Below are 15,603 nucleotides of genomic sequence, written 5' to 3'. Positions count from 1 at the left end.
TTCTTCTACACTAAAAACAGCTAGAAATTTTCTTGTAATTTATTGAAAAAGCTATGTATTAATGTTAAAATTGCTTTTAAGGAGGGAATTTTATGGATGGAAAAAAATTTACACATTTGCATGTACATACAGAGTATAGCTTGCTAGATGGAGCATGTAGAATAACTGAGCTTATAAAAAAGTCTAAAGAACTTGGTATGGATAGCTTGGCTATAACTGATCATGGTGTTATGTATGGAGTCGTAGAATTTTATAAACAAGCTGTAAAAGAAGGTATTAAACCAATACTTGGATTTGAAGCTTACATATCGCCAAGAAGTATGTATGATAAGAACCCTCAAAAAGACAAAGGTCAGTATCATTTGGTTTTACTTGCAGAAAATTACGAAGGGTTTAAAAATATCATAAAAATTTGCTCTGCAGGATTTATTGAAGGCTTTTACTATAAGCCGAGAGTTGATTATGATACATTAAGAAAATATAGTAAAGGAATAATAGCATTAAGTGCATGTTTAGCTGGAGAAGTTCAAGCTAACATTATTAATAATGACTATGAAAGGGCTAAAGAAAAAGCTTTATTATATCAAGATATATTTGGCAAGGGTAATTTCTTTTTAGAAATGCAAGATCATGGTATGAATAAGCAAAAGATAGTCAATAGAGGCCTTATCAATATTTCAAAAGAATTGAATATACCTTTGGTTGCAACAAATGATATACACTATATAAATAAAGAAGACTATAAATTTCATGATGTGCTATTGTGTATACAAATGCAAAAGCTAATCAATGAAGATAGAATGAAATTTCCTTCAAGTGAATTTTATTTAAAAAGCTATAATGAAATGAAACAGCTATTTCCAATAGAAGCATTGGAAAATTCATATAGAATTGCACAAAGGTGCAATGTTAAATTAGACTTTGATACAGTTCATTTACCTGAATTCCCAATCCCTAATAATTATAAAAAAAATGAATATTTTAGACATTTATGCCAAGAAGGCTTAGAAAAAAGATATATAAAAATAACAAATGAGATACAAGATAGATTAAATTATGAAATTTCAGTTATTGAGAAAATGGGCTATATAGATTATTTCTTAATTGTATGGGATTTTATAAAGTACGCAAAGGATAACAATATTATGGTAGGTCCAGGACGTGGTTCTGGCGCGGGTAGTATAGTAGCATATAGCTTAAAAATCACTAATATAGATCCAATAAAGCATAAGCTTATTTTTGAAAGATTTTTAAACCCAGAAAGAGTAAGTATGCCTGATATAGATGTAGATTTTTGTTATGAAAGACGTGAAGAAGTTATAGATTATGTAATAAAAAAGTATGGTAAAAATAGAGTTGCTCAAATAGTCACATTTGGAACTATGGCGGCACGTGCTGCTATTAGAGATGTTGGAAGAGTTTTAAGTATACCGTATTCTGATGTTGATTTTGTAGCAAAAAAAATACCTATGACTCATGGTATGACTATAACAAAGGCTTTAGAGTTGAATAAAGATTTAAAAGAAACATATGAAAATGACAATAGAATAAAAGAACTTATAGATATAGCATTAAAAGTAGAAGGACTTCCAAGACATATATCTACACATGCTGCTGGTGTTCTTATATCAAAAGATGATGTAACTGAGTATGTACCATTATCTAAAAACAAAGATATAATAACCACTCAATTTAACATGACTGAACTAGAGGAATTAGGCCTATTGAAAATGGATTTCTTAAGTTTAAGAACATTGACAGTTATACAGGATGCAGTAAGTTTGATTAAAAAAAATCATAATATAAAAATAGACTTTGATAACTGCAATTATGAAGATCAAAATGTGTACAAATTGTTTACACGAGCTGATACATTAGGCGTATTCCAGTTTGAAAGTACTGGCATGAGAGCATTTTTAAAAGAATTTAAACCGACTAAATTTGAAAATATTGCTGCAGCTAATGCTCTTTATAGACCTGGACCCATGGGTCAAATACCTACATATGTAAAAAATAGTAAAAATCCAAGTAATATAAGATACTTGCATCCTTTACTTGAACATATTTTGAAAGAAACATATGGATGCATGGTATATCAAGAGCAGGTAATGCAAATAGTAAGAGATATAGCAGGATTTTCTATGGGACGTTCTGATTTGCTAAGACGTGCAATGAGCAAGAAAAAGATGAAAATCATGCAAGAAGAAAGAGAAAATTTTATTCATGGAAAGCTTTATTTAAATGGAAATATTGAAATTAAAGGAGCAATAAGAAATGGAGTTAATGAAAAGATAGCAAATGAAATATATGATTTAATGATAGAATTTGCTAAATATGCCTTTCCTAAGGCACACTCTGTTGCTTATGCAGTTATCGCCTATCAAACAGCATTTTTAAAATGTTATTATCCTGTTGAATTCATGGCTTCTCTTATGACTAGTGTTATGGGTAGTTCAAATTCTATTGCACTTTATATTAGAGAGTGTAAAAAAATAGGTGTAGAAATATTGTCTCCAGATATAAATGAAAGTGAAGGCAAATTCATTGTATCAAAAGGTAAAATACGTTTTGGATTAAAAGCTATAAAAAACGTTGGTACAAACGTAATTCAAGAAATAGTTAAAACTAGGAAAGAAAAAGGCCAATATACTTCATTTATGGATTTTTGCAACAAGGTTGATACTTTAGTGTTGAATAAAAGACAAATAGAGTCTTTGATTAAATGTGGTGCTTTTGATTCATTAGGATGCAAAAGATCCCAGTTAATAGTAGTATATGAAAATATAATAGATGGTATACTATATCAGAAAAGAAGAATAATTGAAGGTCAGTTATCTCTTTTTGAAGGAAATGATGATGCCGATAATTATCATAATGACAATAATCTACCTAATGTTAAAGAATTTAATCAAAAAGACATTTTGTCAATGGAAAAGGATGTTATGGGTGTATATTTAAGTGGTCATCCACTTTCGCAATATGAGGAATTATTGGAAAGCAATACTACTACGAATTGCAGTGAGCTACTTGATATAAAAGATACATCTTTAAATAAAAGTGGTAACAAATTAAAAGATGGTGACAAAGTAGTTATTGGCGGTTTAATAATTAAAAAGCAAAATAAGGTTACAAAAAATAACAATACAATGTCATTTATAACTGTTGAAGATTTATACGGAGATATTGAAGTTATAGTGTTTCCGAAAATATTTAATAAATATAATAAATACATTTTTGATGATAGTATAATATTGGTTTACGGAATACTAAGTGTTCATGAGGATGATAATTTGAAAATAATATGCAATAAAATAGTTCCTATAAGTGAAGTGAAGAAGAGCAATAAGCTATATTTGCAAATTGAAAGTATTAAACACTTCAGAAAAATCAAAACTGAATTGTATGATATTTTAAATGCTTCGAAAGGTAGCAATGAGGTATTGCTTTATAGTAAACTTGAAAAATCAAAAATGGTTATACCTCAAGAAGAATGGGTAGATATTAATAATAATAATGATTTAATTAATAATTTGATAAAATTGCTTGGAAAGGAAAATGTTATAATTAAGTAAAGAGGGTGAATATGATGAGAACAATCGGAGTTTTAACAAGTGGTGGAGATGCACCAGGAATGAATGATGCAATAAGGGCGGTTGTAAGATATGGAATATACAATGGAGTGAAAGTAATTGGCATAAAAGATGGTTACAAGGGTTTAATAGATAATGATACAATGGATATGAATTTATCTTCTGTTGCAGATATAATTCATAGAGGTGGTACAATATTAGGTAGTGCAAGATGTATAGAGTTTAAAGAAGAGCTGGGATTTAATCAAGCAATTAAGAATATGAAATATTTGGGTATTGAAGGATTGGTTACAATTGGTGGAGATGGAACATTTCAAGGTTCAAAAAAACTTAGTGATGTCGGGATTCCAACAATAGCAATACCTGGAACAATAGATAATGATTTAGCTTATACACAATATACACTTGGATTTTTCACAGCACTTGAAACAGTCTTAGATGCAATAAGTAAAATAAGAGATACTTCTTCTTCTCATGGTAATACAAATGTTATAGAGGTAATGGGAAGAAATTGCGGTGATATTGCATTATATGCTGGACTTGCAGGTGGCGCTGAAATGGTAATTTTACCAGAAATGCCATATAGCATCGAAGAAGTATGTGATAAAATTATGCAAGGTAGAATAAGGGGAAAAAGACATAGTATCGTAGTATTAGCAGAGGGCGCAGGAGATGCTAAAACTATTAGCAAGAAAATTGGAGAAATAACTAAAACTAATACTAAATATTCTGTACTTGGATATACTCAAAGAGGGGGGACTCCATCAGCGTTTGATAGATTAATTGGTAGTAAGATGGGTGCAAAGGCAGTTAGCTTATTATTAGAGGAAAATTATTCAAGAGCACTAGGTGTAAGAGATGGTAGTGTTTTTGATATGGATATAGTTGAAGCTTTGAAAACAGAAAAAGTATTTGATAATGAATCGTACGAATTAACAAAAATTCTGTCTATTTAATTAGGAGGTAATTGAATTGAGAAAAACAAAAATAGTATGTACAATAGGTCCAGCTTCTGAAAAAGAAGAGGTATTTAAACAATTAGTTTTAGCAGGATTAAATGTTGCAAGGCTGAATTTTTCACATGGTACACACGACGAACATGCGTTAAGAATAAATACAATAAAAAAAGTTAGAGAGCAGCTAGATAAGCCCGTAGCAATAATGCTAGATACAAAGGGACCAGAAATAAGAACAAGAGATTTTGAAAATGGTTCAATTGAAGTTGAAACAGGTCAAGATTTCATTTTAACAACTAGAGATATATTGGGTAATAAAAATATTTGTAGTGTTACATATGAAAATTTTGCAAAAGAATTAAATGTAGATGAAAGAGTATTGATAGATGATGGACTTATAGCACTTGTTGTTAAAGAAAAAATTAATGATACTGATGTGAAGTGTGAAGTGCTTAATAGTGGAGTGATAAAAAATAAAAAGGGTGTAAATGTTCCTGATACAAAAATTATGCTACCAGCACTTACACAAAAGGATATAGATGATATAATATTTGGTATAGAGCAAGATGTTGATTTTATAGCAGCTTCATTTATTAGAAAAGCAAGTGACGTTTTATCAATTAGGAAGATACTAGAAGATAATAACGCAGAATATATTCAAATAATATCAAAAATTGAAAATAGAGAAGGCGTTCAAAATATCAATGAAATACTAAATGCATCTGACGGTATAATGGTTGCTAGAGGTGATTTAGGAGTTGAAATACCATTAGAAGAAGTTCCACTAGTTCAAAATGAATTAATAACTAAATGTAATAAGGAGGGTAAACCAGTTATAACAGCAACACAAATGCTAGATTCTATGATAAGAAATCCAAGACCGACTAGGGCTGAGGTATCGGATGTTGCAACTTCAATATTTGAAGGAACAGATGCTATTATGCTTTCTGGTGAAACAGCAGCAGGTAGTTATCCTGTCGAAGCAGTTAAAACAATGCATAAGATAGCTGTAATGATTGAGGATTCTTTAAATTATAATGAAATACTAAATTCAAAATATTCAAGTAGCAATTGTTCTATCACGGATTCAATTGGTTTAGCAACTTGTAGAACTTGTTTAGATTTAAAAACAGCTGCAATAATTAGCGCAACTTCATCAGGATATACTGCTAAAGCAATTTCTAAATTTAGACCTAAATCGCCAATAATTGCTACAACAGAATCTGAAAGAGTGATGAGACAACTTTCTATTTACTATGGAGTTTATCCAATTAAAACAAAAACAATGAAAACTACAGATGAAGTTATAGAATTGTCAGTAAATAGAGCATTAGAGGAAGGATATATAGAAAACGGGGATTTGGTTATCATAACAGCTGGAGTACCAGTAGGTGTTTCAGGAAGTACAAATCTTCTAAAAATTCATATTGTAAGTGAATTATTATATAAAAAGGTTGGATATGGTACTAAAACTGTAACTGCTAAGGCAGTAAAAGCTTATCGTACAGAAGAATTAGAAGGTAGATTTAACGAGGGGGATATCCTTGTTATGAGGTCAACATATAAAGATGTAGTAGAATATATGGAAAAAGCATCAGGTATAATTGTTGAAGAGGGTGGACTTACTTCACACGCATTTATAGTATCAATGGAGTTAGGAAAAGAGGTTGTCGTTGGTGCAACAGATTGTATGAATAAGATACATGATGGAGAGTTATTAACAATTTCAGGTAAAACAGGTGTTGTTTATAGAGGTGAAGCCAAAATATTGTAAAGGGAGATTGTATGAACAATACAAAAAATTTATGTAAAACGGTATTACCTATAATTTTGGTATCATTATTTGGATTGCTAGTTATATTTAGGCCTGAGGTTATTGTATTTTTGCTTAATGTTAGTAAACCATTAATTATATCATTTGCAATTGCTTATTTGTTAGATTCCTTAGTAAGAGCACTAATTAAAAAGTTTAAAATCAGGAGAATACAAGCTATTCTTTTGTCATGTATTTTACTTATAGGAATTATTTCTTTGATTATTTCAGTATTAATACCTAAAGTTATTGATAACGCTAATGCGGTTGTGAACTTTGTTATAAATAGCAGTAAAGAAGATTTTAATAGTATGTTAGAAGAAGTAATTGGAAAAATTGATAACGAGTATCTAATCGAAATGGCAAATGATGCGTTGAAACTAAGTGAAGATATTAAAGTTAAAATAAATGAATTAATAAAATTTATTTCTAATTTCTTGCTTAACTCTGTGACAACAATTGGTTCAAGTATTTTAACAATTGTGACTAGCTTCATATTGGCGTTATATATGTTGATAGAAAAAGAAGATTTAATTGCAAGAGCTAAAAGGTTGGTGTATGCATTTTTCCCTGAAAGAAAATCTGAGTTTGTATTTGAAACAGCTACAAATGCAAATAGAATTTTCAAGAGTTATTTGGTTGGTAAGCTAATCGATTCATTGATAGTAGGAGTAATTTCAATCATTGTATTTTCAATATTTAAGGTTCCTTATGCACCTTTAATGGGTAGTATAATAGGAATATTTAATCTAATACCATATTTTGGACCTATTATTGGAGCTGTTCCAGTTGTAGTTGTATGTTTTATTATTAGCCCTAGCAAGGCATTGACAGCATTGATAATAATAATAATTATCGGACAGCTAGATGGAAATTTTATTGATCCAAAAATTGTTGGAAATAACGTTGGAGTTTCACCTTTTTGGGTTGTAAGTGCAGTAATTGTAGGAGGTTCTATGCTTGGACCAGTAGGAATGATTTTGGGCGTTCCTAGCGTTGTTCTTATAAAGACTATAATAGAAGATACTATAAAAGCAAGGTTAAGAGAAAAAAATATGGAAAATTTTCAATTAGAAAATATTAAAAATATAGATATAAAAAAATAAATAAGATTATAGCTTGTTTATTTTTTTAACCCAGAAATCTTTATTAGAAATATTACAAATTGGGCATCTCATAACTCCCGATTTTTTATCTCTTTTAAATACAACAATATTAGAACAATATGGACACCAAAATTGTTTGTTCTTTAAGTGCACACCTTCAGGTATATATTTATCTGGAATTTCATTGAATTTTACTAAGTCAAACAATGTAATTTGATCTTTCATGCTATCATCCCTTTTATATAATTTCAACGATGGTTACATTCATTAAATTAAGATTATTGTACAAATCATATATTTTATTTGTATTGTTAAGTAATTTAACTACTGGTCTAATTGGATTTTCTGAATAAACTTTAGTTACAATACCTACATTACCATCGCTTAATTTTACACATTCATTAACTGGGTAGGGGGCAATTTTCATCAAAAAAGCTTTTACTATCTTAGGGTCAAACATAATTCCGTTATTCCCCATGATATATTCAATTGCCTCTGAAGGTAAAACAGATTTTCTATAAGGTCTATCTGAAGTTAACGCGTCATAGACATCAGCAATTGCAATAATTCTACCAAATAAAGGTATCTGATCTCCCTTAAGTTTATATGGATATCCTGTTCCATCATATTTTTCATGGTGACTCATAACACCATTATATATATTCTCTGTTACCAATCTATTTTTAATTAGGTAGTTGCTACCCTTTGGAGGGTGCTCTTTTATAATATCAAATTCTTCAAAAGTTAGCTTTGATGGTTTAGCTATTATATAATGTGGAATTTGTATTTTTCCGATGTCATGTAATATTCCACATAAGCTTAACTCATATAAACTTTTCTTGCTTAATTTAAGAGAAATACCTATTGATGTTGCCAGTACAGATACACTTAATGAATGGTGATAAGTATAGTCATCGTATAGCTTTAGGTCAATAATATTTACTAAATAGCGTTTGTTGTGCACAATGTTATCAACTATTTTATTTGACACATTGTTAACATTTTCTAGTAAAATATCGTTAACCTTGTCATTATTATCAATATGTTGAAATAATTTTTCAATATTATCTATTGCTTTTTCTCTTAATTCAGTATTTAATATTTGTTTAGGTTTCTCTAGGGTTTTTGTTTTTTCATTGTCTTCATAGACATAAATACCAGAATAACCTATATGCTTTAATCTGTCAATGCTTTTTAAAGATAATTTAAGTCCTTTTTTCAGTAAATCAATATTTTTTAAATCATAACTATATATTTTTATATCTCTTGCAAGTACCATGTTTTTACAGACTCTATCAATAGGAACAAATATCATAAATTCCTCCTAAAAAGATATACATTTTATTATGAATAATATATACTACAAGAAGTGTATTGTCAAATTATATATTATGCAGATATTGACAAAAAAAATAAATAGATATATTATAATTATTAGTAATAAAAAAATGTATGAGGTGAGAAATGAGTACTTGTAATCACAATTGTAGTTCTTGTTCTGAAAAATGTTCTACACAAGCAGGAAGGAACTTAGAATTTATGGAGCCTTTAAATAAGTTTAGTTCAATAAAACATGTTATAGGTGTAATGAGTGGTAAAGGTGGTGTAGGAAAATCATCTGTTACTTCAATGTTAGCAGTGCACATGCAAAGATTAGGATATAAAGTTGGAATCCTTGATTCAGATATTACAGGACCCTCAATACCAAAAGCATTTGGTATAAAAGAGAAAGCGCTAAGTGATGCTAGCTTGGGAATTTTACCAGCAGAATCAAAAAACAATATGAAGATAATGTCTATTAACTTGATGCTTGAAAATGAGGATGATCCAGTAATTTGGAGAGGTCCTGTTATTTCCGGAGTGGTTAAACAATTCTGGTCAGAAGTTTATTGGGGAGATTTAGATTATTTATTTGTAGATATGCCTCCAGGAACTGGAGATGTAACATTAACAGTATTTCAATCAATACCATTAGATGGAGTAGTAGTAGTAACATCTCCACAAGGATTAGTATCATTGATAGTAAAAAAAGCGTTCAATATGGCTGATAAGATGAATATTCCAGTACTTGGTATAGTAGAAAATATGAGTTATGTTAAATGCCCAGACTGCGGTAAAGAAATAAATGTATATGGAAAAAGTGAAATAGAAAAATTTGCAAAAGAATTAAATATTCCTGTATTAGCTAAAATGCCATTAGACGCTGATATATCTAGACTTTGTGATGAAGGTAGAATAGAAGGAATGGCTTGTAATTATCTTGAGAACGCTGCAAAGCATATTGTAAATAATAAAGTTAATAAATAGAAATAAATAAAAATAGAAACGTGACAAATGAGGGTTACTCTTGTTAGTCACGTTTTTTTTAGCATAGATAGCCAAAGAAATTAGGTAGTCATAGCAGTAAAAAATCAATTATATTTTATGCACCCTAACATTTATTATAGAACCATAATCCATAGATTTATATCATTTGTTAAGTAAAAACTCCCTGTTTTTAAACAAGATATCATTTAGAAGTATTAAAATAATATTTATAAGCAATATAGAATTAACTACGGCTGAGTATGTATAATACGGGTTTGGATTTGCCCATTGAAATGGGTAAATATAAAAAGGCCCCATTCTGTTTGAAAACAGCAATGCTGAAATAATACTTATTGCAAAAAGAGATGCTATGCTGTTTTTAGTGATTAACATTGCTAAAAAAGATATATTAGAAAAAAATAGTATTGATAATATCGGTAAAATTATATTTTTAAATTCAATGGCTATATTTTTATTCATTAGTTTGCCTAATACGATCGTTAAAAACAAAAAACAAAAAAACATAAAAATATATACAATTGTTAATTTAAAAACTCTAAATATTCCAAATTTAAAATTATTGTAAGGCATGCTCAGAAGAAATTCATTAGCTTCAGAATCCAGCAAGTAATTATATATGTAAACAATCCATATTGATACAGTGATGATTGGAATCATACCAAAGCTAGATCTAATTACAGTTATATATTTATTACTGTAATTAGGTGAGAAAAGACAATAAAGCATGCACAATATCATTATTATAATCGGTATAAAAAAAGCTATTATGTTGTTTTTTATATTATTTGGCAGTTTTCTGTGTCTTGATATATGTTCCATAATATATATCCTTCCTCAATGTTTGGTTTAACTGATATCGAGTCATTGCTTGGTTTCAGCTCTGCTAATATCCTCAACTTGATCGTGTTATTTTCATGATTTACAGATATGATGTTCATATCTTGATTTAACTTATTATAATCTGCGTACGATAATTCCCATATCCATACTTTATTATTTGCAAGAGAGGAAAGTTCACTTAACGTATTAAATTGCTTTGCAAATCCGTTTTTTATTACAGCCAAAGATTTGCAGGTTGCTTCAATATCATCAACAATGTGTGTAGAAAGAATTACTATACGTTCTTTACTAAGATTTCTCAGAAGATTTCTGAATCGTATACGTTCTTTGGGATCAAGACCGGCAGTAGGCTCGTCAACTATGATTATTTGGGGATTGTTGAGTAGAGCTTGAGCAATTCCAAGCCTTTGTAGCATTCCACCAGAAAAGGTTGAAATTTTTTTATCCCTGTGTTCGCACAGATTTACATAGCTCATAACTTTTTCGGTTTCAGATATAATATCTCTTTTATTTTTTAGTCCCTTTAGAGTTGCAATATATTCAAGGCATTCTTTAGCAGTTATATTTTTAAATGCTCCGAATTTTTGTGGCAGATATCCTATGATACTTCTTACTTTATCCGATGACTTGTGCCAGTTTAAATCACCAAAATTTATTTCTCCTTTATCTGGAATGATGATAGTCGATAAAATTCTCATCAAAGTGGTTTTTCCAGCGCCGTTTTCTCCTAAAAGTCCAAACATTCCGTCTTCTATATTTAGATTTACTGCATTAAGTGCATGTGTTTTCTTATAAGATTTTGAAATATCTTTAATTATCAAATTATTCATTTTTATTCCCCCCAGTCTTCTTTTTGTTAATAGTATCGTTATGTTCATCATTAGGATTATCATAAATTGACTTAGTGATTGCTTCTTTTATGTAATCAGAGTAATAAGCTATGGCAGAATCTGCTATATACAGTACATCGTCAGTAAAAAGTATCTGTTGACTGCATGAAAATAAATTAGTTGGCATAACAAATATTTTGTCCGGTATTTTCATCTGACTTTCATGAGTGCTCTCAAACTCTGCTTTTATATCATTTATTATTGACGACAGATATTCTGTACGATCAGGTGGCATTACATAACTAATATCATTTTCAGATCTTGATATAAACATTCCGCCCAGAATACATGCCTGAGTTTTATTTCCTTTAAATTTATTTTCACCTGTTATGTCTAAATTACTGAACGTGTTTTTTACTCCGCTGACTTCTATTTCAAAGTCACAAGGTGATTTCAAGTCAGTATTTTCATACTCTAGGTAGTAATCAGAGAAATTACTTACCCTGGCTATTGTATGTGCTCCGGGTATTGGATACCAAGGGATATTTGGAGGTAAAAACAGCGAGCTTTTTTTTATGATACATGCGTTATCAGAAAAGCACTCTATTTCAAAATTTAAAGTGATGTTGTCAGAATCATTTGGCATATATACATATAGATAATCACCTTCTTGATTATACTTTAAAGTTTGTCCCTCAGAATTAATACTTGTAACTTTAAATTTATGGTATAGAGTGAAAGTTAGCATATCACTCTTAACCTGCTTCAAAGCTACATTTGCTTTATAATATACTGAATAATTATATATATCTATATTTATTTGATAAGATTTTGCAATAAAATTTTCATTGCTTTTCTGCTCTTGAGTGTATAAATAGGGTAAATTTTTTTTGTGTGCATAAAAAAAATTATAGCTATATGGAGACATTTTAAGATAATTGTTAAATGAAATTCCATAAAAATATGATATCATAAAAAATAATATCAAAGCGATGGGGATAGATACTCTATAAAATATTTTATCTGTCTTTAATAGCTTTTTAATTTTTTTTGTATATGAGCCAATTAAGAATAATGAAACTGAGAAAAGAAAATATGCTCCGACTTTCAGAAACATATAATGGTCAAGGTTTAATCCTGAAAATTCCTTATATGCTCCTGCATATTCAAGATTTTCTCCGATATTTATAAAATTTATGAGTTGATTAGGCAAAAAATTGAAAACATATGTGTTAAGAGGAGAAAACAATATTGTTATTAAGCAAATAAAGATAATGTTAAGCCATATAGATTTGAAGCATGTTCCTAAAAACATGCCCAAAATTCCTGATGAAAACAGAGCACAAAACCAATATAAAAATGTATACGTAAATATTTCTTTCGTAAATAAAACAAATTCACTTCCTGCCATAGAAAAATATAATAGCATTATTAAAGTTGATACTATATAAAATATAGCAGATAAAACGAACCAAAAAAATAGTTTAGCAAATGGTCTTAAATTATCTCCTGGCATAGATATCAATATTTCATTAAAATTTGATTTTTTTTCTTTTTGTGATAAAAGTATTCCTGAAAACAATCCAACAATAATTAGAGCAATAGTTATATAAGCTGATGATTGCAACATTTGACCGGCTTCAATATAATCGGTCTGTAAATAGAATTTATAACCTAAGGCAGTGTATAAAATGAACAGAACAAACAAAAAGTATATAAATTTATTTCTTTTAAGTAATAAAAATTCAATTTTAACAATACTCATTAGTTTAATCAACGTTTATCCTCCTACGGTTAGTGATAGAATTAATTATAATGCAGCTCACAAATATTTTATAAACATTATTCAACTTCTGATTTTGTTTCTGATGTTCTTAATTGTGCCCAAGCAGATGGCTTTCCTGAGTCTCTTTGAATTTTTATGTAAAATAGATTTTCATAATAATTTGCATCTATTTTCTTTATATTAAGATTGCAATCTCTTATTATATTATAATTGTAAAAAATGTAATAATCAACCAAAAAAAGCGCCATAATTCGACTAAGATATAATTTTTAAATTATTTTACATTTTGTATTGATTTTTATTAAAAATAGTATTATTATATAAATATATTAGCACTCAACGTTTTAGAGTGCTAACAAAAGATTAAATAAAGAGGTGCAATATATTATGAAAAAGAAAGCGTTTAAGGCAGAGTCTAAACGACTATTAGATTTAATGATTAATTCTATTTATACGCATAAGGAAATATTTTTGAGAGAATTAATTTCAAATGCAAGTGATGCAACTGATAAACTTTATTATAATGCATTGAAAAGTGGTAATACAGGACTTAGCAGAGAGTCACTTTGTATAGATATAGCAATAGACAAGGAAAAGCGAACATTATCAATTAAAGATAATGGTTGTGGAATGAATACCGATGAATTAGAAAAAAATTTAGGAACTATAGCTAAAAGTGGATCTTTAGCTTTTAAAAAAGAAAATGAGAAAAAAGAAGATATTGATATTATAGGACAGTTTGGTGTAGGATTTTATTCTTCATTTATGGTTAGCAAGACAGTTAAGGTTTTTTCTAAAGCTGTTGATAGTCAAGAAGCTTTTTGTTGGGAGTCTAATGGAGCAGATGGCTATACAATAACACCATGTGAAAAAGACACAAATGGTACTGAAGTGATTTTATATTTAAAAGACAATACAGAAGATGAAAATTACGATGAATATCTAGATGAACATAAGATTAAATCAATAACAAAAAAATATTCAGATTATATAAGATACCCTATTAAAATGGAAATAGAAAAGCAAAAACCAGTTGAGGGTAAAGAGGGTGAATTTGAAACATATAAAGAAATTGAAACTTTAAATAGCATGGTTCCAATATGGAGAAAAAAATCTTCTGAGCTAACAGATGAAGATTATAATAATTTCTATAAAGACAAGTTTTTTGACTATGAAAGTCCGTTAAAGGTTATACATAGTAGCATTGAAGGTACAGCAACATATAACATGATGTTATTTATACCTAGTAAAGCTCCATATAATTATTATTCTAAAGAATTCGAAAAAGGACTTCAACTATATTCAAATGGTGTATTGATAATGGACAAATGTGCAGATCTATTACCAGACCACTTTAGCTTCGTGAAAGGTTTAGTTGATTCTCAAGATTTATCTTTAAATATTTCTAGGGAAATGTTACAGCATGATAGACAATTAAAAATAATTTCTACTAACTTAGAAAAGAAAATTAAGTCTGAGCTGTTAAAAATGCTTTCGAATGAAAGAGAAAAATATGAGCAATTTTATAAAAGCTTTGGATTGCAATTAAAATACGGTGTTTACAATGATTTTGGAATGCATAAGGATATATTGCAAGATTTGATTATGTTCCATTCATCTAGTGAAAATAAATTGGTAACATTAGCAGAGTACATTTCTAGAATGAAAGAAGAGCAAAAATTCGTATATTATGTAAGTGGTGAAAGTATTGCTAAAATTGAACATTTACCACAAATAGAATTATTAAAAGATAAAGGCTATGAAGTATTATATATGACAGACGATATTGATGAGTTTGCAATCAAAATTTTAAGAAACTATAAAGAAAAAGATTTTAAATCTATATCAGAAGGTGATTTAGGCCTAGAAACTGAAGAAGAAAAGAAAGAAATGGCTCAGAAATCAGAAGATAATAAAGAACTTTTTGATATAATGAAAGAAGCACTTAATGGTAAGGTAAAAGAAGTAAGGTTATCTACAAGATTAAAAAGTCACCCAGTGTGCTTGTCAGTAGATGGACAAATTTCTTTAGAAATGGAAAAAGTATTAAATCAAATGCCTAATGATCAAAGTATCAAAGCAGAAAAAGTATTGGAAATTAATGCAAATCATGAAATTTTCAATAAATTATGCGGCTTATTAGCAAACGACAAAGATAAAATTAAAACTTACGCAGAAATATTGTATACTCAAGCATTGTTAATAGAAGGATTATCTGTTGAAGATCCAGTAGCATATTCTAACGCAGTATGTAATTTAATGTTGTAATAAATACAATCATAAATATATATTATTAGGTAAGGTTTATATTTATATAGACTTTACCTAATTTTTTGTGTATAATGTTTTGAGAA

General features: G+C 28.9%; 12 protein-coding genes. 6 read left to right on the top strand and 6 right to left on the bottom strand.

Going from position 1 to position 15,603, the window contains the following annotated elements; genetic code table 11:
- Nucleotides 1-92 precede the first annotated feature (92 nt).
- The 4 genes from JYG23_RS07295 to JYG23_RS07280 are packed head-to-tail and all read left to right on the top strand — an operon-like array spanning nucleotide 93 to nucleotide 7,465.
- Nucleotides 93-3,572, top strand: coding sequence for a DNA polymerase III subunit alpha (locus JYG23_RS07295; protein WP_207237783.1), 3,480 nt, complete (start codon nucleotides 93-95; stop codon nucleotides 3,570-3,572).
- Between the two features lie 14 nt (nucleotides 3,573-3,586).
- Nucleotides 3,587-4,546, top strand: coding sequence for a 6-phosphofructokinase (pfkA, locus tag JYG23_RS07290; RefSeq protein ID WP_207237975.1), 960 nt, complete (start codon nucleotides 3,587-3,589; stop codon nucleotides 4,544-4,546).
- Nucleotides 4,547-4,562: 16 nt separating this feature from the next.
- Nucleotides 4,563-6,320, top strand: coding sequence for a pyruvate kinase (pyk, locus tag JYG23_RS07285; RefSeq protein WP_207237782.1), 1,758 nt, complete (start codon nucleotides 4,563-4,565; stop codon nucleotides 6,318-6,320).
- A gap of 11 nt (nucleotides 6,321-6,331) precedes the next feature.
- On the top strand, nucleotides 6,332-7,465 hold the full coding sequence (locus JYG23_RS07280; RefSeq protein WP_207237781.1) for an AI-2E family transporter: 1,134 nt from the start codon (nucleotides 6,332-6,334) through the stop codon (nucleotides 7,463-7,465).
- 6 nt (nucleotides 7,466-7,471) lie between these two features.
- Here JYG23_RS07280 and JYG23_RS07275 read toward each other — a convergent pair whose 3' ends face one another.
- Both JYG23_RS07275 and JYG23_RS07270 read right to left on the bottom strand, forming a co-directional pair.
- The gene (locus tag JYG23_RS07275) at nucleotides 7,472-7,690 is read right to left on the bottom strand and encodes a hypothetical protein (RefSeq protein ID WP_207237780.1); all 219 of its coding nucleotides are present in this window, start codon (nucleotides 7,688-7,690) and stop codon (nucleotides 7,472-7,474) included.
- Between the two features lie 13 nt (nucleotides 7,691-7,703).
- The gene (locus JYG23_RS07270) at nucleotides 7,704-8,780 is read right to left on the bottom strand and encodes an HD-GYP domain-containing protein (RefSeq protein WP_207237779.1); all 1,077 of its coding nucleotides are present in this window, start codon (nucleotides 8,778-8,780) and stop codon (nucleotides 7,704-7,706) included.
- Nucleotides 8,781-8,929: 149 nt separating this feature from the next.
- Here JYG23_RS07270 and JYG23_RS07265 point away from each other — a divergent pair, with 149 nt between their 5' ends.
- Nucleotides 8,930-9,772 (top strand): Mrp/NBP35 family ATP-binding protein, encoded by an 843-nt coding sequence (locus tag JYG23_RS07265; RefSeq protein ID WP_207237778.1) that lies wholly within the window; start codon nucleotides 8,930-8,932, stop codon nucleotides 9,770-9,772.
- A 162-nt stretch (nucleotides 9,773-9,934) separates the two neighbouring features.
- Here JYG23_RS07265 and JYG23_RS07260 read toward each other — a convergent pair whose 3' ends face one another.
- The 4 genes from JYG23_RS07260 to JYG23_RS07245 all read right to left on the bottom strand — a co-directional run bounded on the left by JYG23_RS07260 (nucleotide 9,935) and on the right by JYG23_RS07245 (nucleotide 13,497).
- Entirely contained in the window at nucleotides 9,935-10,252 is a 318-nt protein-coding gene (locus JYG23_RS07260; RefSeq protein WP_207237777.1) for a hypothetical protein, read from the bottom strand.
- Nucleotides 10,253-10,569: 317 nt separating this feature from the next.
- The gene (locus JYG23_RS07255) at nucleotides 10,570-11,463 is read right to left on the bottom strand and encodes an ABC transporter ATP-binding protein (RefSeq protein ID WP_207237776.1); all 894 of its coding nucleotides are present in this window, start codon (nucleotides 11,461-11,463) and stop codon (nucleotides 10,570-10,572) included.
- Complete coding sequence (locus JYG23_RS07250; RefSeq protein WP_207237775.1) at nucleotides 11,456-13,240, bottom strand: ABC transporter permease; 1,785 nt, start codon at nucleotides 13,238-13,240, stop codon at nucleotides 11,456-11,458. The genes JYG23_RS07255 and JYG23_RS07250 overlap by 8 nt, the downstream gene beginning before the upstream one ends.
- A 65-nt stretch (nucleotides 13,241-13,305) precedes the next feature.
- Nucleotides 13,306-13,497 (bottom strand): hypothetical protein, encoded by a 192-nt coding sequence (locus JYG23_RS07245; protein WP_207237774.1) that lies wholly within the window; start codon nucleotides 13,495-13,497, stop codon nucleotides 13,306-13,308.
- Between the two features lie 139 nt (nucleotides 13,498-13,636).
- Between JYG23_RS07245 and htpG the strand changes: the two genes are divergently transcribed.
- Nucleotides 13,637-15,517 (top strand): molecular chaperone HtpG, encoded by a 1,881-nt coding sequence (htpG, locus tag JYG23_RS07240; RefSeq protein WP_207237773.1) that lies wholly within the window; start codon nucleotides 13,637-13,639, stop codon nucleotides 15,515-15,517.
- The last annotated feature ends 86 nt before the right edge of the window (nucleotides 15,518-15,603 follow it).

It is taken from the genome of Sedimentibacter sp. zth1, from assembly GCF_017352195.1.
Lineage (GTDB): Bacteria > Bacillota > Clostridia > Tissierellales > Sedimentibacteraceae > UBA1535.
Note: the sequence above shows the minus strand (reverse complement) of the source record. Positions and strands in the feature narration are given on the sequence as shown.

Bases quoted from the DNA above. Each gene is read 5' to 3' on its own strand.
- JYG23_RS07295 (WP_207237783.1), top strand. From the start codon at position 93: ATGGATGGAAAAAAATTTACACATTTGCATGTACATACAGAGTATAGC.
- JYG23_RS07255 (WP_207237776.1), bottom strand. From the start codon at position 11,463: ATGAATAATTTGATAATTAAAGATATTTCAAAATCTTATAAGAAAACA.
- JYG23_RS07265 (WP_207237778.1), top strand. From the start codon at position 8,930: ATGAGTACTTGTAATCACAATTGTAGTTCTTGTTCTGAAAAATGTTCT.
- htpG (WP_207237773.1), top strand. From the start codon at position 13,637: ATGAAAAAGAAAGCGTTTAAGGCAGAGTCTAAACGACTATTAGATTTA.
- JYG23_RS07260 (WP_207237777.1), bottom strand. From the start codon at position 10,252: ATGAATAAAAATATAGCCATTGAATTTAAAAATATAATTTTACCGATA.
- JYG23_RS07245 (WP_207237774.1), bottom strand. From the start codon at position 13,497: ATGGCGCTTTTTTTGGTTGATTATTACATTTTTTACAATTATAATATA.
- JYG23_RS07280 (WP_207237781.1), top strand. From the start codon at position 6,332: ATGAACAATACAAAAAATTTATGTAAAACGGTATTACCTATAATTTTG.
- JYG23_RS07275 (WP_207237780.1), bottom strand. From the start codon at position 7,690: ATGAAAGATCAAATTACATTGTTTGACTTAGTAAAATTCAATGAAATT.
- pfkA (WP_207237975.1), top strand. From the start codon at position 3,587: ATGAGAACAATCGGAGTTTTAACAAGTGGTGGAGATGCACCAGGAATG.
- JYG23_RS07270 (WP_207237779.1), bottom strand. From the start codon at position 8,780: ATGATATTTGTTCCTATTGATAGAGTCTGTAAAAACATGGTACTTGCA.